Source organism: Myxococcus eversor, from assembly GCF_010894455.1.
In the GTDB taxonomy this organism is placed as follows: Bacteria; Myxococcota; Myxococcia; order Myxococcales; family Myxococcaceae; genus Myxococcus; species Myxococcus eversor.
Window position 1 is genome coordinate 367,609 of sequence record NZ_JAAIXY010000010.1, and the last position, 18,686, is coordinate 386,294.

14 protein-coding genes are annotated in these 18,686 nt (G+C 69.9%); 6 read left to right on the forward strand and 8 right to left on the reverse strand.

What is annotated here, in order from left to right; genetic code table 11:
• Nucleotides 1-53 precede the first annotated feature (53 nt).
• Entirely contained in the window at nucleotides 54-1,361 is a 1,308-nt protein-coding gene (locus G4D83_RS22455; protein WP_163866832.1) for a winged helix DNA-binding domain-containing protein, read from the forward strand.
• A 138-nt stretch (nucleotides 1,362-1,499) separates the two neighbouring features.
• On the opposite strand, the gene G4D83_RS22460 is transcribed toward G4D83_RS22455, so the two are convergent.
• Together G4D83_RS22460 and G4D83_RS22465 are read right to left on the reverse strand one after the other, a co-directional pair.
• Complete coding sequence (locus G4D83_RS22460; protein ID WP_163866833.1) at nucleotides 1,500-3,125, reverse strand: aminopeptidase P family protein; 1,626 nt, start codon at nucleotides 3,123-3,125, stop codon at nucleotides 1,500-1,502.
• A gap of 32 nt (nucleotides 3,126-3,157) precedes the next feature.
• The gene (locus G4D83_RS22465; protein WP_163866834.1) at nucleotides 3,158-3,922 is read right to left on the reverse strand and encodes a 16S rRNA (uracil(1498)-N(3))-methyltransferase; all 765 of its coding nucleotides are present in this window, start codon (nucleotides 3,920-3,922) and stop codon (nucleotides 3,158-3,160) included.
• A 146-nt stretch (nucleotides 3,923-4,068) separates the two neighbouring features.
• Between G4D83_RS22465 and G4D83_RS22470 the strand changes: the two genes are divergently transcribed.
• The gene (locus G4D83_RS22470; protein ID WP_163866835.1) at nucleotides 4,069-5,262 is read left to right on the forward strand and encodes a DTW domain-containing protein; all 1,194 of its coding nucleotides are present in this window, start codon (nucleotides 4,069-4,071) and stop codon (nucleotides 5,260-5,262) included.
• 144 nt (nucleotides 5,263-5,406) lie between these two features.
• On the opposite strand, the gene G4D83_RS46910 is transcribed toward G4D83_RS22470, so the two are convergent.
• Complete coding sequence (locus tag G4D83_RS46910) at nucleotides 5,407-7,248, reverse strand: FecR domain-containing protein (RefSeq protein ID WP_163866836.1); 1,842 nt, start codon at nucleotides 7,246-7,248, stop codon at nucleotides 5,407-5,409.
• Complete coding sequence (locus tag G4D83_RS22480) at nucleotides 7,235-7,903, reverse strand: RNA polymerase sigma factor (protein WP_205522686.1); 669 nt, start codon at nucleotides 7,901-7,903, stop codon at nucleotides 7,235-7,237. Before G4D83_RS22480 ends, G4D83_RS46910 begins: the two co-directional genes overlap by 14 nt.
• Nucleotides 7,904-8,138: 235 nt before the next feature.
• On the opposite strand from G4D83_RS22480, the gene G4D83_RS22485 reads away from it, so the two are divergent.
• A complete protein-coding gene (locus tag G4D83_RS22485; protein WP_163866838.1) occupies nucleotides 8,139-9,326 on the forward strand; it encodes a DUF7107 domain-containing protein in 1,188 nt (395 codons plus the stop codon).
• Nucleotides 9,327-9,356: 30 nt separating this feature from the next.
• Here G4D83_RS22485 and G4D83_RS22490 read toward each other — a convergent pair whose 3' ends face one another.
• On the reverse strand, nucleotides 9,357-10,349 hold the full coding sequence (locus G4D83_RS22490; protein WP_163866839.1) for a class I SAM-dependent methyltransferase: 993 nt from the start codon (nucleotides 10,347-10,349) through the stop codon (nucleotides 9,357-9,359).
• Between the two features lie 134 nt (nucleotides 10,350-10,483).
• Between G4D83_RS22490 and G4D83_RS22495 the strand changes: the two genes are divergently transcribed.
• The 3 genes from G4D83_RS22495 to G4D83_RS22505 all read left to right on the forward strand — a co-directional run bounded on the left by G4D83_RS22495 (nucleotide 10,484) and on the right by G4D83_RS22505 (nucleotide 14,496).
• Nucleotides 10,484-11,245 carry a crotonase/enoyl-CoA hydratase family protein gene (locus tag G4D83_RS22495; protein WP_163866840.1) on the forward strand — a complete coding sequence of 254 codons (762 nt, stop codon included), beginning with the start codon at nucleotides 10,484-10,486 and terminating at the stop codon, nucleotides 11,243-11,245.
• A gap of 47 nt (nucleotides 11,246-11,292) precedes the next feature.
• The gene (locus G4D83_RS22500) at nucleotides 11,293-12,438 is read left to right on the forward strand and encodes a cystathionine gamma-synthase (protein WP_163866841.1); all 1,146 of its coding nucleotides are present in this window, start codon (nucleotides 11,293-11,295) and stop codon (nucleotides 12,436-12,438) included.
• Nucleotides 12,439-12,630: 192 nt separating this feature from the next.
• Nucleotides 12,631-14,496, forward strand: a complete 1,866-nt coding sequence (locus tag G4D83_RS22505) for a metallophosphoesterase (RefSeq protein ID WP_420826650.1) — start codon at nucleotides 12,631-12,633, stop codon at nucleotides 14,494-14,496.
• A 77-nt stretch (nucleotides 14,497-14,573) separates the two neighbouring features.
• Here the strand turns inward: G4D83_RS22505 and G4D83_RS22510 are convergent, their stop codons facing one another.
• The 3 genes from G4D83_RS22510 to G4D83_RS22520 form a co-directional block, all read right to left on the reverse strand.
• A complete protein-coding gene (locus G4D83_RS22510; RefSeq protein WP_163866842.1) occupies nucleotides 14,574-16,100 on the reverse strand; it encodes a tail fiber domain-containing protein in 1,527 nt (508 codons plus the stop codon).
• Between the two features lie 74 nt (nucleotides 16,101-16,174).
• Nucleotides 16,175-17,368, reverse strand: a complete 1,194-nt coding sequence (locus G4D83_RS22515; protein WP_163866843.1) for a nucleoside phosphorylase-I family protein — start codon at nucleotides 17,366-17,368, stop codon at nucleotides 16,175-16,177.
• A 189-nt stretch (nucleotides 17,369-17,557) separates the two neighbouring features.
• The gene (locus G4D83_RS22520) at nucleotides 17,558-18,565 is read right to left on the reverse strand and encodes a hypothetical protein (protein WP_163866844.1); all 1,008 of its coding nucleotides are present in this window, start codon (nucleotides 18,563-18,565) and stop codon (nucleotides 17,558-17,560) included.
• Nucleotides 18,566-18,686 lie beyond the last annotated feature (121 nt).

An 18,686-nucleotide genomic window follows, 5' to 3' on the forward strand; every position in this document is an offset into this window, starting at 1 on the left:
GCTTCTCACGAAGCCGCCCAGCTTCGCCTGCCCTGTCCCTGACCCCAGGCCCCATGATTCCCATCGCCTTGATGTTCCTGCCTTTTCCCTACACCCTCACCGAGGAGAAGCGCTCCAGGGCCGGCGGTGCGAAGAACCCGGGACGTCGCCCCCGCGTGGTGTCAGCGCCTCGTTCCGTGAAGAAGGTCTCCGTGCCGTCACGACACAAGAGTCCGTCAGTCGCCGTCACAGCGCGGCGGAGCGGGAAGGGTGGATTGGCCCCGGTGCTGACCACCCGGGAGCTGAACCGGGCCCTGCTCCAGCGACAGTTCCTCCTGCGCCGCACGAGCCGCTCCGTCACGGAGGTGATTGAGCACCTGGTGGGCCTTCAGGCGCAGGCGGGCAACGCGCCGTACCTGGGGCTCTGGACGCGGATGAAGGATTTCCAGCTCGACGACCTGACGCGCCGGTACCACGCGCGCGACGTGGTGCGGGCGACGATGCTGCGGTCCACGCAGCACCTCGTCACGGCTCGCGACTTCCAGCGCCTGCGGCCCACCCTTCAGCCCGTGCTGGACCGGATGCTGAAACACAGCGCGTATCCGCGCGAGCTGGTGGGGTTGGACGTGGACCTGGTGATTGCCGAGGGACGCAAGCTGTTCGCCCGGGGGCCCTTGAGCGCGGTGGAGCTGGGCCGGCGACTCCAGGAGCGCTGGCCGGAGCGGGAGGCTTCGGCGCTCAGCATGGTGGTGCGTGTCGCGGAGTCGCTCGTCACCGTGCCTCCCTTCGCGACGTGGGGCGTGGGGGGCGAGGTGGAGTTCGCCCCGTCGAAGTCGTGGCTCGGTGAGCCGTCAGGCTCCGCGCTGCCCCTGGAGGACGTGGTGCTGCGCTACCTGGGTGCCTTCGGGCCCGCGAGCGTGAAGGACATGCAGATGTGGTCCGGGCTGGCGCGACTCTCGGACACCGTCGAGCAGCTTCGTCCTCGACTGCGCACGTTCCGTGACGAGCACGGCGTCGAGCTGTTTGACATGCCGGACGCGCCCCGCCCCGCGGGGGACACGCCCGCACCGGTGCGCTTCGTGGCCGAGTTCGACAACGTGCTGCTGTCGCACGCGGACCGCACGCGCATCATCTCCGAGCCCCATCGCAAGCGCGTCTTCACCGTCAACGGCATCATCCGTCCGACAGTGCTGGTGGATGGCTTCGTGCGAGGGATGTGGAAGCTGGAGCGCGCGAAGGCGCGCGTCACGCTGCGCATCGAACCGTTCGAGCGACTGGCTCGCGAGGACCGCGCCGCGCTGACGGAGGAGGGGGAGCGACTGCTCGCCTTCGCGGCTTCGGACAGCGCGTCCCGCGATATCTACTTCGCACCGGTGTCCTGACTCACGAGGGTGAAGCGCGCGTTGGCTCTCGCGGGTTGGGGACCCCGAAGCGTCGAGTCCGCTTCGCGGTGAGAACTCGGAGCCTGGGGCCTCGCGTCGTGAGTCGGACCCGTCTGGCCCGACTCACGCGCCTTGGTGCTACTTGCGCTTGCCGGCCTTCGCCTTCTTCGCGGGGGCCTTCTTCGCGGTGCGGGCCTGGGGCTTCTTCGAGGCGGCCTTCTTCGCCTTCGCGGCGGGGGCCTTGTCCGCGTTCCAGATGCCGCCCATCCACGCCTCGATGTCCTTCACCGTGCGCGGGATGTTGGCGGAGAGCACCTTGCAGCCCCGGGCGGTGACGACGATGTCGTCCTCGATGCGCACGCCGATGCCCCGGTAGCGCGCGGGGACCGTGAGGTCGTCCTTCTGGAAGTACAGGCCCGGCTCCACCGTGAGCACCATGCCCGCCTGGAGCTTGCCGTACTTGTACGCCTCCTGCCGCGCCTGCGCGCAGTCGTGCACGTCCAGGCCGAGCATGTGGCTGACGTTGTGCAACGAGTAGCGCTTGTAGAACTGGTGCTCGTCCTTGAGCGCCTCGGTCGCGCTCTCCAGGATGCCCAGCTTCTCCAGTCCTTCCGCCAGCACTTGCATGGCGGCGCGGTTGGGCTCCATGAAGTCGTTGCCCGGCTTCACCGCCGCGAAGGCCGCTTCCTGCGAGGCGTACACCAGCTCGTAGATGGCCTTCTGCTCCGGCGTGAAGCGCCCGGAGATGGGCAGCGTGCGGGTGATGTCCGCCGTGTAGAGCGTGTGGCCCTCCACGCCCGCGTCCAACAGCAGCAAGTCCCCGGACACCAGCGGCCCATCATTGCGGTTCCAGTGCAGCACGCACGCGTGCGAGCCGCTGGCGACGATGCTGTTGTAGCCCGTGTCGTTGCCTTCCACGCGCGCGCGCAGGTTGAAGATGCCCTCCACGTAGCGCTCCGTCTTCGCCACCTTCAGGCTGCGGATGACGTCCTCGAAGCCGCGCTGCGTGGCGTCGATGGAGATCTGCAGCTCGCGCAGCTCCTGGGCGTCCTTGATGAGCCGCAGCTCGGACAGGAAGGTGGCCAGGGCCTTGTCGCGCTCGCCGCCCGCCGTCACCGCGTCGTCCACCTTGGCCGAGTGCCCACGCAGCACGCGCGTGGGCTTCGTCGCCGCGCCCTTGAGGCCCTTCAGGTAGTCCGCCAGCGTGTTCAGGCCGCGCGCCTCGTCCACGTCATGGCGCGCCTGGCTCTCCGGCACGCCCAGTCGCGGGCCGACCCACAGCTCGCCCTTCACGCGGTCCGTGAAGAACGTCGAATCGGAGCGGCCCGGGTTGGGCTCCACGAAGAGGAGGTCGGTGTGGCCGCCGCCCTCCTTCGGCTCCAGCACCAGCACGCAGTCCGGCTCCAGGTTGCCGGTGAGGTAGTAGAAGTCCGTGCCCGGGCGGAAGCGGTAGTGCGTGTCGTTGGCGCGCACCTTCTCGTGGCCGGTGGGGACGACAATCGTCTCGCCAGGGAATGCCTGCGACAGCGCCTTGCGGCGGGCCTTGAAGGACTCCGCGTACTTGATTTTCGGAGGCAGCTTCCCCGAGCCGGGCTTCCACTGCTTCAGCATGAAGTCCAGCAGCGCGGGCGGCGGCACCGAGTCGTGGCTGGCGGGCTTCGCGGCTGGCGCCTGCGGCTCGGACGTGACGAGGGGCTGCTGCTCACCGACCGCGGGCTGCGAGCTGTCGGAAGCGACCGGGGACGAAGGGATGGACGTGGCCATGGCGGGGACTCTTCAACAGCGCCCCGCGCTCCTCAAGCCCGAGATGCACCCTGACGCGCGGCAGTGTCTTCCGCGAGAAGGGCTACTTGCCCGACGAGCACGGGGACCGCCGTCTCCACCCTCAGGATTCGGGGGCCCAGGGAGAAGGGGCGAAAGCCGTGGGATTCCAACAATTGGGCCTCGAACGATACCCAGCCTCCGTCGGGACCGATGGCGAGGACGGAGCGCTGGCCGGGGGCCGCTGACACGGCGCGCAGTGGCTGGCTCGCGGGTGGGTGGGGGAGCAGGCGGACGGCGTCCGGGGGGAAGACGGCGTCGAGCTCGTCCTCGACGAAGGGGCGGAAGCGCTCCCGGACGAGGACCTCCGGCAGGTGGGTGTCGCGGGCCTGCTCCAGGCCCTGGAGGAGCAAGTCCTTCACGAAGGCGCCGTCGAGCACCTTGGAGTCGAAGTAGCTCTTCTCCACCCGGGCCGCGTTGACCAGGACGATGCGGTCCACGCCCAGCGAGGCCACGGCGGGGAGGACCTTCTTGAGCGCCTTGGGACGGGGGATGGCGAGCAGCAGGTCGATGCCCGCGCGCGGCGGGGGGGCTTCCGTGAGGGTGACGCGCAGGTGGAGGACGCCGGGGGTGTTCTCCAGCACCTCGCCGGTGCCGATGAGCCCGCCCAGGCGGCCGACCCGCAGGGATTCGCCGGGCTCGGCGCGGAGCACCTCGCGGGCGTGCAGGGCGCGGCGGCCGGTGAGGCGCGCGGTGCCGTCCGGAAGGAAGTCCTCGTCGAAGAGCAGCAGCAGGTTCACGGGACGCTTCTGTACCCCGGCTGGAGGGCGCCGTGGGGCCCTTCTTCCCTCCAGGACGGCCCTGGAGCGCCCGGCTCCCTGGCTGGTGGCGTGCCCTTCCACCGGCAGTGCTTGCCCGGCCCCGGGCCGTGCCGTAAAGCCGGGCTGTGCGTTCCCTTTGTCTTCGCTGCCATCGCCCCGAGAGCACCTGCTACTGCTCGCAACTGCCCCCTCGGCTGGACACTCGCACCCGCGTCGTCTTCCTCCAGCATCCGCGTGAGCGCCGCGTGGCCATTGGCACCGCGCGCATGGCGCACCTGGCGCTGGCCAACTCCGAGCTTCACCACGGCGTCGACTTCACCGGCCACACCCGGCTGGAGGAATTGGCCGCGGACCCCGACTCCGTCGCCGTGCTCTTTCCGGGTGAAGACGCCATCTCGGTGGAGCAGGCGCGCGCGCGTCCGCCGAAGACGCTCATCGTGGTGGATGGCACGTGGCCGCAGGCGAAGAAGGTCGTCTCCCGGAACCCGCTGCTGGCCGGGCTGCCGCGCATCGGCTTCGTGCCTCGCCGCCCGAGCAACTACCGCATCCGCGCGGAGCCCGCGGACCACTGCGTCTCCACCATCGAGGCGGTGGTGGAGATTCTGGGGCTGCTGGAGGGCGAGCCGGAGCGCTTCGACACGATGTTGAAGGCGTTCGAGTACATGGTGGACACGCAGTTGGGGCGGCAGTCGACCCGGACGTCGCCGAACCGGCGCCGCATCCACTTTGGCCCGTGGCGTCCGCCGCAGGAGCTGCGCTCGGTGGCGGAGGACTTCGAGAAGCTCGTCGTCTTCTATGGCGAGGCGAATGCGCATCCGACGGGCGCGGACATCCCCGCGGAGCTGGTGCACATGGTGGCGTGTCGTCCGTCCACGGGCGAGCGCTTCGAGGCCGTCATCGCGCCCGAGCAGCCGCTGGCTCGCAGCACCACGCTGCATGTGGAGTTGTCGGAAGAGGTGCTGCGCGCGGGAGAGCCTCGGGCGCAGGCGCTGGAGCGGTTCGAGCGGTTCCTTCGGCCCGAGGACGAGCTGGCGGTGTGGACGACGTTCGCGCTCGATTTGCTGTGGAGCGGCGGGGTGAAGCGCAGGCCCGCGAGGAACGTGCGGCTGGCCACGGCGCGCGCGCTGGAGGGCAAGGCCGGGGGCGTGGAGCACGCGATGGAGCTGCTGGGCGGCCCGGAGGTGCCCCCGTGGGCGCCCGGGCGCGCGGGCACTCGCATCCGCGCGCTGGAGTCCGTGCTGCGCGTGCTGGTGGAGCGTGGCCGTGCGCAGGAGCCGATGAAGCGGGTGAAGCAGCAGCGCACGGGGACCGAGGGCTGATGCGTCGGCGCCGGCCCCAGCGCGCGACGAGAAGGGCTCATGCATCAGCGCGGCGTTGGTCTCGCGAGATCAGCGATGAGACCCCTCAGGGCATCAATCCGCGCGGCGCCGGCTTCGTGATTCGAGGCCCGTGACAGCGAGCGTTCAGGGCAGCAGCGCGGCGCCGGCCTCGCGCACGTAGCGACCGCGCGGGAAGTCGTTCAGGTACTGGCGATACTCCGTCTTCGCGTCCTGTCCCTGGAGCCGTGCCTCGAAGCACCGTGCGCGCAGGTAGCGCGCCTGCTCGCGGTGGTCCTTGCGCGGGCTCTTGGCCGCGATTTCCTCCAGGCCCGCGAGGAAGTTTTCACACGTCCGTGGCCCCTCCTGGATTCGCGCGTAGCCGAGGAACCGCTCATCCGCGTCCTTCGACAAGAGGGACATGGGGCTGAGCCCTCCCTTCTTCTTCTTGGGCTCGGGATGCTCCGCCACCTCCACCGGCTGCGTTGGCGCGGGAGACGGGGCCGTCACCACTGGCGCCGGAAGAGGCGTCGCGGGCAGCGTCTCCGTCACCGATGGCGCGGGGTAGGGCGCGAACTCCTGGCTCGGGTCCGAGGGAGTGCGTGCCCTGGTGGCCGCCGGGGGCGTGGCCATGGCGACGAGGCTCGGCGGCGGTGACGGGGACTCTTCGGGAGTCTTCTCCGCTGTCTCCGGCGGAGTGTTGGGCGGAGCCTGGGCCTTCTCCTGTCGCGGTTTCAGGGAGGCGGCCACCACGTTCGACTTGCTCTCCACCTTCTTGAGCGGCTCCTTCGCGAGCGCGGGCCTCACGGTGCTCGGCGTCTGGGGCACATGGGCCACGGCTGGCACCACGGTGGGCGCCGCTTCAGGCGTGCTCGCACCCGTGGGCACCGTCGGGCCCACCTCCTGCGTGGAGGACTCGGTGGGCAGGTCCATGGCCTCGAGCGCCTCACGGTCCGGCACGGACAGGGGCGCCTGGTACAACGCGTCCTGCTCCTCGAACAACTCCACGCGCTCGCCCGCGCCCACCATCCGCGCGGGATGGCCTTCCATCTCTACCCGGACGCGTCCCTCGGAGACCGCCACCGAAGCGCCCAGGAGCGTGCGCGCCACGGTGAACACCGTGCCCACCACCGACACGCGCAGGCCCGCGACGTCCACGCGGAAGCCGCGCCGCTCGGCGTGCGAGGCCTGCACCGACAGCCGACCCTGGCGCACCGTGAGGTGCACGTCGCTCGCCTCCGCGCGAGACAGCTCCACCTCCGAGTCCGCCGACAACCTCACCCGGCTCGCGTCCGGCAACCGCAACATCGCGGAGGCTCGCGACGGAGTCTTCACCGCCGTCCCCGAGCGCAACCGCATTCCAGCGCGCAGGGCCTGCTCCGCGCCACCGCGCTCCCGAATCACCGCGCCCGTCGTGCTCTCCGCTCGCGTCGACTCCTGCTCGGCGGTGGTCGTGGGCGTGCCCATCGCCACCGCTGCCTCGGGCGTCGGAGCCGGCTGTTCCGCGCGGACTCCTTCAGGAGGCAGAGTGCTCGTCGGTGCCACCGTCGCTCGGGACACCCAGAGCGCCAGCACCACGGCGCAGGTGCCCGCGAGCGCGAGCGCCCAGGGCCACCGCTGCGTGCGTCTCGCGGTCGCCGTGCTCACGTTCGGCCAGACCGACGTGGACTTCCCTTCCTGGGCTCCGGGCCGGCGTGCTTCATCCGAGCCTCGCGGGGTCGCCGTGCTCCACGGCCACCGCATCCGCGAAGACTTCACCTCCATGCGCGCGGCGGCCTCGGCGCGCAGCTTCGCGCCCACCGCGTCCCAGTTCACCTGGGGCTCCACGCTCCGGACCTCGTGCAGCATCTCTCGACTGGTCCGCACCCGCTCCAACTCGACGGTGCACGTGGCGCAGCTCGACAGGTGCGCGCGCGTGCTCGCCGTCTCCTCGGCGCTCAACTCGTTCGCCACCAGCGCCCACAGTGCCCGCGCCTCAGGGTGCGCCATGAGGGCCTCCGGGGCGGCGGGTGGCGAGCAGTCGCTGCATGGCCTCGTTGAACTCCAATCGCGCGTGATGCAGGCGGCTGCGGACGGTGTTGGGCGAGCTTCCCACGGCCTCGGCGATTTCGTCCGGGCTCATTCCGCACAGCTCGTAGTACACGAAGACGATTCGCTTCTTCGGCTTGAGCTTCTCCAGCGCCGCCTCCACCAGCCGAGCCGCCTGCCGCCGCTGCGCGGCACGCTCGGGGTCCTCGTCCGGGGATTCGCACTCGGGCGGCTCCGCGACGGAGTCCTCCGGCCTGCGCCGCTTCCAGCGCAGGTGCGACAGCGCCACGTTCGAGCACACCCGATAGAAGAACGTCTTGAAGCGCGACTCGCCCCGGAAGCCCTTCACCGCCGTCAGCAGCCGCAGGTACACCTCCTGGAGCAGGTCCTCCACGTCCACGCGATTGCCCACCAGGTGCCGCAAGGTGCGCGCGGCGTCCACCCGGGTCAGCTCATAGAGACTCTCGAAGGCGGTGAGGTCGCCTTCCTGGAGCCGGCGCACCAGCAGGTGCAACTGGGGCTCGTCGGAGGACGTGGGAGGTAAGGAAGGGCCCTGTCCTGGGCGCTCCTCGGGCGAGGCGGCCGGCGCCAATGCCTGGGCTTCGCGGAAGATCACCGGACGCTCTCCCTCCGGGACGCGCCATGAGGTCCCCCCCTGTAGGAGCGCCCCACCGTCCATGTGAAAGGTCCAGGCCAGCACACTACCTCCGTGCCCCTGGGTCGCCGCAGCGACGTGCGCCGATCAAAAAAGATTTTTGATCAGCTGTCTGCCGCGCGGAGACGAACGCGGGTGAAACCGGACAACCCACCCGGTGGCCGGACCGGTTCCCCGCAGCACGGAGTCCCCGCTCATGAACCACCCCGCACGCGGCCTGCTGGCGCCGCTCCTGCTGTTGTTCGCTTTCTCAGGCTGCATCATCCGCGAGAACGATGACAGTTGGCTGGACGACGAGGACCTCTGCTACTGCGCCACCAACGCCGACTGTGACGCGGACCAGTACTGCCGCTCTGGCTACTGTCGCGACATGGGGACGAACCCGGACCGGTGTTCCGGCTCGCTCGATTGCCCCGGGACGCAGATCTGCATCAACTCCGTCTGCAACCAGCCCTGCACCCGCACGGGTGAGTGCTCCTCCGGTGGCAAGTGCGAGGACGGCTTCTGCACCCCTGGCCCCTCCCAGCCTCCTCCGCGTGACGCCGGTCCGAAACCCGACGCGGGTCCCCGTCCGGATGCCGGTGACGGTGGCTCTCGCCCGGACGGCGGCCCGTGGCCCGACGGCGGTCATCCTCCGATGGATGGCGGTCCTGGTCCCGTGTGCCAGGTGAACGCGGATTGCGGCACGGGGAACTACTGCATCAACAACCAGTGCCACCGCGGCTGCGTGACGGACGGGCAGTGCTCCAACACCGAGTCGTGTGTCTTCGGAGTGTGCCGCCCGCGTCCGCCGGATCCGAACGCGTGCCGCACGGCGGGCGACTGCTCGGGCGGGAAGGACTGCGTGGACGGCCAGTGCCGTGCGCAGTGCGAGTCCACCACGCAGTGCCCCTCGGACCAGTCCTGCCAGATTGGCTACTGCCTGCCCATTCCCCACGGCGGGGAGTGCCGCGCCAACTGCGAGTGCCCCTCGGGCCAGGTCTGCTCCAACGGCCAGTGCCGCTCCACGGAGCCGGACCCGGGCCAGACGTGTCTGGCCAACTGCGACTGCCCCTCCGGTCAGGTCTGCAACGGCGGCTACTGCCGTCCTCCCGCGCCGCCGCCTCCTCCTCCGGACGCGGGCTCGGGCACCACCTGCGCGGCCAACTGCGACTGCCCCTCCGGTCAGGTGTGCTCCAGCGGCTACTGCCGCGCGCCTCCGCCTCCCACTCCTCCTGACGCGGGCACCACCACGGTGTGCCGCGCCAACTGCGAGTGCCCCGCGGGACAGATGTGCAAGGACGGCGCGTGCAAGACGGTGAACCAGGGCAGCGGCAAGTCGTGCGTGGCCAACTGCGAGTGCCCCGCCGGCGAGCGCTGCCAGGACAACGTCTGCTGGCTGTAGTCCGTCACGCCTGGTGGCGCCCGGAAGTCCTCAGGGCGCCACCATCCGCCAGCAGCGGTGGATGTCCTTGCGCTGGAAGTCCTCGGGGATGGAGGCCGGTGTGAGCTCCTCCACGGACTTCCAGCCGCGCGTCGCCTTGTCGTCGAACTGGAAGCCGAGGAAGTTGTTGGAGAAGTAGAGGACGCCTCCGGGTGACAACAGTGCCCGGAGTGCGTCCAGCAGGCGCGGGTGATCTCTCTGCACGTTGAACGAGCCCGTCATCTTCTTCGAGGTGGAGAAGGAGGGCGGGTCGCAGACGATGAGGTCATAGCGCTCGGGGCCTCGGGCCTGGGCCTCCACCCACGCCTTCGCGTCCGCGCGGATGAGCTCGTGGCGTGAGCTCGCCAGCCCATTCAGGTCCAGGTTGTCCTCGGCCCAGTCCAGATACGAGTTGGACAGGTCCACCGTCACCGTGCTCGCGGCCCCACCGGCGGCGGCGTACACGGTGAACGCGCCGGTGTATGCGAAGAGGTTGAGGAAGCGCTTGCCCTTGGCCTCCTCGCGCACGCGCTGACGGGTGTCGCGGTGGTCCATGAAGAGGCCGGTGTCCAGGTAGTCGCCCAGGTTGACCCAGAACTTCAGGCCCCGCTCCTCGACGACGAGCCGTCCACTGCCTTGGCCCACGCGGCCGTACTGCGCGCGGCCCCAGGGCTGGGGCGTGTGAGTCTTGACGAAGATGCGCTCGGCGGGGACCTCCAGCACCTCCGTCACCGCGGCGAGCACGTCCGTGCGCTGCGTCTCCGCCGTGCCGGACTTGAGCGCGCGGCGATGGGGATACTCGGTGACGTGGACGCAGTCGCCGTAGAGGTCCACCGCGAAGGGGTACTCGGGGATGTCCCTGTCGTAGACGCGGAAGGCCGTCAGCCCGCGGGCCTGGGCCCACTTGCGGAAGTGCTTCGCGCCCTTGCGCAGCCGGTTGGCGAACATCGCCGCCTCGGTTGTCCCGGGGGCGTCCTTGCCGTGACTCTCTTTGGGGTCAGCCATCTCGGCCCCACTCATCCCCGACTCGCGGACGGACGACAAGCGCCGTGAGGCCGCTCGGGGGCTTTCAAGTGACGAAGCGCCCGCACCCGCGTGAGGATTGCGGCACGAGCCCGGGGAAGGAAGACTTCTGCGCCATGAGCGTGCGCGTCGAGAAGAGCGGCCCCATCACCACCGTCGTCCTCCAGCGGCCCGAGGTGCGCAATGCCGTGGACGGCGCCACCGCCTGGCTCCTGGCGGACGCCTTCCGCGCCTTCGACGCCGACCCCGACGCGCGCGTGGGTGTCCTTCACGGCGACGGCGGCACCTTCTGCGCGGGCGCGGACCTCAAGGCCGTCTCCGAGGGCCGGATGCCTCGGCTTCAAGTCGACGGAGATGGCCCGATGGGCCCGTCGCGAATGGTGCTGAGCAAGCCCGTCATCGCGGCGATTTCAGGCCATGCCGTGGCGGGTGGGCTGGAGCTGGCGCTGTGGTGCGACTTGCGCGTGGCGGAGGAGGACGCGGTGCTGGGCGTCTTCTGTCGGCGCTGGGGCGTGCCGCTCATCGACGGCGGCACGGTGCGGCTGCCCCGGCTCATCGGCCTGTCCCGGGCCATGGACCTCATCCTCACCGGACGCCCCGTGTCGGCCCAGGAGGCGCTGGCCATGGGACTGGTCAACCGCGTGGTGCCTCGGGGGCAGGCTCGCGAGGCGGCCGAGGCGCTCGCCCTGGAAGTGGCCGCGTTTCCGCAGGCTTGCATGAACGCGGACCGCGCCTCCGCCTACGCCCAGGGGGGCCTGGGCCTGGAGGAAGCGCTGCGTCAGGAGTTCGTGGGGGGCGTGAAGGTGCTGGAGTCGGAGTCCATCGCCGGGGCCACGCGCTTCGCGAAGGGGGCCGGACGGCACGGGACGTTCGAGTAGGGCAGAGGCTGGTGCGCGGCCAAGGGGGCTGTGTTACTCCCCCGCCCATGCGCTTCGACACTCTCGCCATCCATGCCGGTCAGGAGCCGGACCCCACGACGGGCGCCATCATGACCCCCGTCTACCTGACCTCCACCTACGTCCAGGACGGGCCCGGGGAGCACAAGGGCTACGAGTACAGCCGGACGCAGAACCCCACCCGCAAGGCGCTCCAGGACTGTCTGGCCGCGCTGGAAGGCGCGAAGTACGGCGCCGCCTTCGCCTCCGGCCTCGCGGGCACGGACATGCTGATGCACATGTTGGATCACGGTGACCACGTCATCGTCTCCGACGACGTCTACGGAGGCACCTTCCGCCTCTTCGACAGGGTCTACAAGCGCTGCGGCCTGAACTTCTCCTTCGTCGACCTGTCCGCCCCGGGCGCCTTCGAGGCGGCGATTACGCCCAAGACGAAGATGGTGTGGGTGGAGACCCCCACCAACCCGATGCTCAAGCTCATCGACCTGGCGCGCATCGCCGAGGTCGCCAAGAAGCACAACATCCTGGCTGTCGCCGACAACACCTTCATGACGCCGTACTTCCAGAAGCCGCTGGACCTCGGCTTCGACGTGGTGGCGCACTCCACCACCAAGTACCTCAACGGACACAGCGACGTGGTGGGCGGCTTCGTCTGCACCAGCCGCGATGACGTGGCCGAGCGGATGTACTTCCTCCAGAACGCGGTGGGCGGCGTGTCCGGCGCCTTCGACAGCTTCCTCGTGCTGCGCGGCGTGAAGACGCTCCATGTCCGCATGGACCGCCACGCCGAAAACGCGATGAAGGTGTCCCAGTTCCTCGCCACGCACCCCAAGGTGAAGAAGGTCACCTACCCGGGCCTGGAGACGCATCCTCAGCACGCGCTCGCGCGTCAGCAGATGACGGGCTTCGGCGGCATGGTGACGTTCGACATCCACGGCGGCCTGGAGGCGGCGCGCACCTTCCTCAAGACGGTGAAGGTCTTCGCCTGCGCGGAGTCGCTCGGTGGCGTCGAGTCCCTCATCGAGCACCCGGCCATCATGACCCACGCCTCCGTGCCCAAGGAGACGCGCGAGAAGCTCGGCATCGCCGATGGCTTCATCCGCCTGTCCGTCGGCATCGAGGACTCGAGAGACCTCATCGATGACCTGGCCCAGGCGCTCGAAGCGGCGAAGTAGGCCGCACGTCGTCTGAAGCCAGACGGGCTGCCAAGGGCCTCCCCGCTCCCTCGCACCCGGGACGCGCGGAGGCCCTTCGTCTGTCCATGCCCTGCCAGACGTGGCTTGTGCTCGGCCGCCCTCCTGCCTGGAGGGAAGGGCGAGTGTCCAGTAATGGAATGTCGCCGGATGGGTTCCGTTTGGGCTCCCATCATGAGCGACCGAAGGACTCTCACCACATGCTTCATGGGCGTGCTGCTCGCTGCCATTGCTGGCTGCGATGAACAGCCGCTCACACCCGTCGACCAGGATGTTGTTCCCCCCGAAATCCCCATGACGGAGCTTCAGGACTCCGAGGCCGCGCTGACGGCTCCCGGCTGCCGCATGCTCACCACCGCCTCGGTGGCGGCCAGCGGTGACGACGGGGACGGCAGCGTCGCGGCGAACTCGCAGGACGACAACCTGAACACGCGCTGGAGCGGCCCGGGCGTGGGCGCGTTCCTCACGTTGGATTTGGGCTCATCGCAGACGCTGGTGGGCACCACCGTGGCGTGGCACCGGGGCAACGAGCGACAGAACCACTTCGTCCTCTCCACGTCGGAGAATGGCACCACCTTCACCCAGGCGTACGCGGCCGACAGCGCGTTGAACAACCTTCCGCAGACGTATGCGTTCAGCGCGCGCAAGGCCCGCTACGTGCGCATCACCGTGAATGGCAACACGGTGAATGACTGGGCCTCCATCGCCGAGGCCCGTGCGTGTGGTGAGCAGACCGCGCCGCCCGTGCCCACGGCGGACTCCGGGCCGGTGTTGCCGCGCCTTCCGTACCTCCAGAGCGTGGGGCCCACGAGCGCCATCGTCGCGTTCCGCTCCAGCGCGTCCTGCACGCCGTTCGTCCGCTTCGGCGAGGGCTCGCTCCTGGCGCGCACGGCGGTGGCCACCGTCGCGGGCTGGCGTCACGCGGTGGTGCTGACGGGCCTGCAGCCGGGCCGCGCGTATGGCTACAGCGTGGAGGCGTGTGGCTCCGTCACGGGCCTGAGGACGTTCCGCACGGCGTCCGCGCCGGGGACGCAGCGCGTGCGCTTCACCACGATGGGCGACTTCGGCACCGGAGGCTCCGCGCAGTCGAAGGTGATGGCGATGATGAACAAGCCCGAATGGCGCGGAGAGTTCCTCGTCGCGCTGGGGGACAACGCCTACTCCGACGGCACCGAGCAGGAGTTCCAGGACCGCATGTTCAAGCCCATGGGGACGCTCCTGCGCGAGGTGCCGGTGTTCCCCTCGCTGGGCAATCACGAGTACGTGACGAACCAGGGGCAGCCGTACCTGGACAACTTCTACCTGCCCGCCAACAACCCGGCGAAGAGCGAGCGCTACTACTCCTTCGATTGGGGCAACGTGCACTTCACCGCGCTCGACTCCAACTGCGCCATCGGCATGGCGTCGGCGGACCGGTGCTCGGCGGCGGCGCAGAAGGCGTGGGCGGAGCAGGACCTGGCGGCCAGCGCGCTGCCTTGGAAGGTCGTCTTCTTCCACCATCCGCCCTGGTCCAGCGGCGAGCACGGCTCCCAGCTCACCATGCGCCGCACGTACGGCCCGCTCTTCGAGAAGTACGGCGTGGACCTGGTGCTCACCGGGCATGACCACAACTACGAGCGCAGCAAGCCGATGAAGGGTGACGCCGTGGCGGCGTCTGGCACGCGCGGCATTCCCTATGTCGTGGTGGGCAGCGGTGGCGCGACGCTGCGGCCCTTCGCGGGCAGCCAGCCCTCCTGGACGGCGCTGCGCGACAACCAGGTGTATGGCTTCATGGACGTGGTGGTGGATGGCGGCACGCTGACGGCGCGGCTCATCACCTCCACGGGCACGGTGCGCGACACCCTCACGCTGACGAAGTCGCTGCCGACGGTGCGCGCGGCGTCCCTGAAGCTGGCGCCGCTGGAGACGGTGCCCGGCCCCGTGGATGACCCGGCCCGCATGCCCGAGAGTCTGCGGGCCCGGCCGCCGCTGCCTCCGGCGGACCGGCTGGAGGACGTGGCCGATGCGCCAGAGCCTCCCGTGGTGCCCGAGGCCGAGTAATCACGGTGTAACGACCCCCGGTATCGACAAGGGCCTCCCGTGGGAACGCGGGAGGCCCTGCTGTTTGGGGCCTGGGACTACGGCCGCGCGGCCTTCGCGTTGACGGTGGCCTCCAGGCGGGACAGGCCGCGCTTGAGCTCGGCCAGCTCGGCCTTGAGCGTGTCGACCTCGGCGGTCTTCTCGCGCAGCTCCCGGGTGCGGGCCTCCAGCGCCTTGATGGCGGCCAGGTTCACCCCGTCGATGTCGAGCATGCCGATGCTCGTGTCGCCCGAGCCCAGGCCGAAGGCCGCCCGGAAGTCCTGCGCCATGGGGCCCATGTGCAGCACGCCGGTCTGCTCCTGCTTGTAGCGCCAGGTCGAGATGGGCAGCTCGGAGACCTTGGTCAGCAGCAGCTCGCCATCGACGTTCCGGAAGCCCTCCTTCTGGTTCCGGTCCGACGTGCAGTTGAACGCGCCGCTGCCCGCCGCCAGGTCACAACCGGTGGTGAGGTCGGCGCTGCTGCGCAGGCGGATGCCACCCGCGGCGCGCACCATGAACTGGTTGTTGGCGGTGTTGGAGGCGACGTTGCTATTCGACTGGTCCCCCCAGATGAACGAGCCGGTGCGGCCATCCGTCGACACCCGCTGGCCCAGCGCGATGCCGTAGTCGGAGTTCGCCGTGACGCGATACCCCAGCGCGATGGCTCCCGTGCCGGTGGCGATGCTCGAGAAACCCAGGGCGGTGGACGAGGTGCCCGTCGCGGAGTTCGAGAAGCCCATCGACACGCTGCCGGGACCGCTGGCGAGGCTGCCGTTGCCGATGCACGCCGCGGAGCCGCCGCTCGCCACGCAGTTCTCACCCATGGAGAACGACGCCCTCCCGCTGGCGCTGGAGAGGTTGCCACCCGCCCAGGAGAACAGCCCGATGGCGCTGTCGTCCCATTGCGTCTCGGCGTGGCCCGCGCGGAAGGCTCCCTTGTGGGGCGCCCACATGAGGCGGGTTCCCGTGCCCGACATCGGGAGCGTGCCCTGGCCCTGCTCGCCTCGCGCCAGCAATCCGCCCGCCGAGTCCACGGTGAGCAGCGGGAACGCCGTCCAGTTCACTCCGTCCGAGGCCGTGTTCTGGAGCTTCAGCAGGGCCGTGGGCGTGGCGATGGCCGTCGTCGCGTCGACGAGCACGTCGGACCGCGTCGTCATCCGTCCTCGCGTGGTGCCCGTCCCCGCCAGCGAGAACGAGGCCTCCTGCGCGAGCACGCCATTCTGGATGTAGTTGGCGCTGCCCGGCAGGGGCTGGCGCGCATCGCTGAGGCGCGGGTCGCCGCTCGGCACTGGCGCGTTGGCACCGCTCCCGTACGGCAGGCTCAGCACGTTGTCCTTCAGCTCCAACCCCATCCCCACCTGCCAGTTCGGGCCCACGGGGCCTTGTGGGCCAACGGCACCCTCCGGGCCGGCGACACCCTGCGGGCCAGGGGCGCCTTGCGGCCCAGGGGCGCCCGGAGGCCCGACGGAGCCTTGAGGCCCTTGCAGTCCCTGGCCGCCCTGCGCGCCGTTTGCTCCATCGGACCCACCACAGCCCAGGCCGGCGAAGACGACTCCCAGCGCGGCCAGCCACGTCCCGACCTTCATTCGATTCCTCCTGGCGGATAGGGCGAGGAGCTTACAGCCCTACGCGCCAGGTCTTCTCGGGAGTTGCGGGTCCTTCAGTGTCGTACCCCTGGCGCTGGCTGCCCGGCGATGACCGCCCAGGTGGCGAGCGCGCTATTGACGCTGGTCCAGTACCCGTAGGCCTCGTAGTACCAGACGGCCCAGTGCGCCTGCATGTCGAGCCGGCTGGGCTCCGCCGGCAGGTCTCCGTTGATTTGAGGGTCCGAGGCGTTGCGGATGACGAGCCACAGGGGTGCGGTGTTACCCAGCTCCTGGGCCACCAGGCCGAGCACCGCGTCTCCCATCTCCACGCCCGCGCCGACGGCTTCCAGGCCGTTGCGCGAGGTACCGAACTCGAAGAAGTCGGTGGTGAGGATGGGGTGGAAGGCGGGCATATCCCTGGCGTCGAGCTTGATGTCGGGGTTGTTGCGCGGGCCCGGGAGCAGGGGGCCGTTGAAGGCGTAGCGCTTGGTGGGAGGCCCGAAGTCCGGCTCGCCGAGCTGTGGCGCGTGCTGGGCCATCAGCCGCTCCGCGTCGGCGAAGTAGCGGGTGGGGACGTCGAACTCGCAGCGATATGTCTTGTCATTGAAGGGCTCCTCGCGGAACTCCTGGGACAGGCGGAAGCGGGCGGCGCGGGTGACGATGACGTCGCCCAGCTCGTGGTCCGCGAAGGTCGCCCCCGCGGTGCCCACGGTGATGACCATGCGAGGCTTCACCTCCCGCAGGAGCTGGTGGAACAAGTCCTTCACCGGCAGCGTCGCGGTGCCGACGCCGGTGCGCACGCCGTCCTGGTTGAGGTGCAGCTCCGACTTGAAGCACAGCACGCGCCGGCCACCGATGTCGGTGAGGAACCAGCTTCCCAGGCGCTGCACGCGCTGGGCGGGCGCCGACTTGCGGATGAGCGGCTGGTAGTGGCTCTGGAAGTTCCGGTCGTATGGGTACCAGGCGGTGCGCCGGACGCCCGGAGTGAGGGTGTCCGCCAGGGCTTCGACTTCGGCGACGGTCCACGTGACGACCAGGTAGTCGGCCTGCGGAAGCGCGGCGCCGGGCTGGGGCGGGGTGGGAAGTCGTGGATGGGGCCGAGGCTCCAGGCCCGTGGGCCACGTCAGCCCGAGGGCCACCTCGGCGGGCAGGGGGCCTCGCGGCAGGGCCGTCGCCTCCAGCGGCTGTTCGTCCACCGTGGCGCCGTATTCGATGATGTGCCGGGCAATCAGCTCCGGGCTGCTCAACAGGGTGTGGGGATTGGGCATGACGCACCTCCAGCGTCTCCCCTCGAAGCTAGGCGCGACGGAGGGGCGAGGCCCGGTGCCCCGCCTGCTCGGCGGTGCTCGATGCCCGCGTCCGTGCTCGTCCTGGCGACGACCGTCATCTTCGCCGGGCGGCCCCGGCGCGTACATGGCCGCGCGCGGGGAGCCTCGGGTTGGTTGAAATGGGTACGGTCAGCGAGGCGTCTCGCGCCAGGTGTGGGGGCACGCGCGGCACTGGCGGGCCTTGGCCGTCCGGGCGGGGACACCACACTTCGGACAGCGATTGATGACGACCTCGTCGGGATGCTCCGCGAGGAGCCGGCGCTCCAGGGCACGGCCCAGTCCCGCCTTCCCCTCGGTGAGCAGCGCGAGAATCTCTGGATGGTCCGTGGCCCAGCGTGGCCCTTCTTCCGTGTTGAAGGTCTCCATGCTCGAGGCTCTCTGCTCCGTGTCCGTCAAGAGGCGGTGGTAGTTGCCGACCAGGTATTCGAGGAGCGGGTCCTTGATGGGCTGGAGCTCTGGAGGGGAGGGAAGGCCCAGTCCTTCGTCGACGGTGTGTCGGCCCGTGTCGCCCCGGGCGATGGCGGCGCTCTCATAGGTCAGCAATTGCTTCATGAGTGAAGACGCTCCTTCTCGTCGGATGCGCTCCACCTCGCGCAGCGCCTCTTCGCCACGCCCCGCACGGCGCAACAGGTCCACCAACTGGACGCCCCGCCAGCCCTGCCAGTCGAGATCCTCTCGACGCTCCCAGTGCTTGAGGGGTGGCGCATTCAGCAGCAGGTCCGCGGCCTCGGAGCGACAACGTCGGGCGCTCTCTTCCAGGCCCGCATCATCCGCCACCCAGGCGGCATGTGTCCGAAACTCGGCGGAGTCCCGCACGAGCCCCTCCGCGTCATGGAGGAGCGCCAGGCACAGGAACCGGTTGAACAGGGCCGGCGCCTCTGGATGGTGGAGGCGTGCACGGTAGGTCACCGAGTGGACCACCTCGCGAGCACGGGGGAGCGCCTGGGTGAGGGTCGTCGCGCAGTAGCCACAGGCGGGACATATCTGGGTCCAGAGGCCCATGGTGGACCGCGCCATCACGGACGGGCGCCCGTCGAGGTCGGGGCGTCCGAAGGTGGAGACACACTGGAGGGTGCGCTGCTCGCTCACGCCGCCGCAGACGGCGCACGTCACCTGCTTGAGGGCGAATTGGGTCATGACGGATTCCTTTGGCGCGGCCGGTGGGCCACGCCCGCCGGGAACGAGTCGACTGCATCCCGTCAAGCCGAGAAGAAAGGGCCCGGGAAATGTCCCACGGATTGAAGGTCATGCGTCTCGC

Coding starts and splice junctions, on each gene's coding strand:
- G4D83_RS22460 (WP_163866833.1), bottom strand. CDS start 3,125: ATGGCCACGTCCATCCCTTCGTCCCCGGTCGCTTCCGACAGCTCGCAG.
- G4D83_RS22515 (WP_163866843.1), bottom strand. CDS start 17,368: ATGCCCAATCCCCACACCCTGTTGAGCAGCCCGGAGCTGATTGCCCGG.
- G4D83_RS22495 (WP_163866840.1), top strand. CDS start 10,484: ATGAGCGTGCGCGTCGAGAAGAGCGGCCCCATCACCACCGTCGTCCTC.
- G4D83_RS22455 (WP_163866832.1), top strand. CDS start 54: ATGATTCCCATCGCCTTGATGTTCCTGCCTTTTCCCTACACCCTCACC.
- G4D83_RS22510 (WP_163866842.1), bottom strand. CDS start 16,100: ATGAAGGTCGGGACGTGGCTGGCCGCGCTGGGAGTCGTCTTCGCCGGC.
- G4D83_RS22505 (WP_420826650.1), top strand. CDS start 12,631: ATGAGCGACCGAAGGACTCTCACCACATGCTTCATGGGCGTGCTGCTC.
- G4D83_RS22485 (WP_163866838.1), top strand. CDS start 8,139: ATGAACCACCCCGCACGCGGCCTGCTGGCGCCGCTCCTGCTGTTGTTC.
- G4D83_RS22490 (WP_163866839.1), bottom strand. CDS start 10,349: ATGGCTGACCCCAAAGAGAGTCACGGCAAGGACGCCCCCGGGACAACC.
- G4D83_RS22500 (WP_163866841.1), top strand. CDS start 11,293: ATGCGCTTCGACACTCTCGCCATCCATGCCGGTCAGGAGCCGGACCCC.
- G4D83_RS46910 (WP_163866836.1), bottom strand. CDS start 7,248: ATGGCGCACCCTGAGGCGCGGGCACTGTGGGCGCTGGTGGCGAACGAG.
- G4D83_RS22520 (WP_163866844.1), bottom strand. CDS start 18,565: ATGACCCAATTCGCCCTCAAGCAGGTGACGTGCGCCGTCTGCGGCGGC.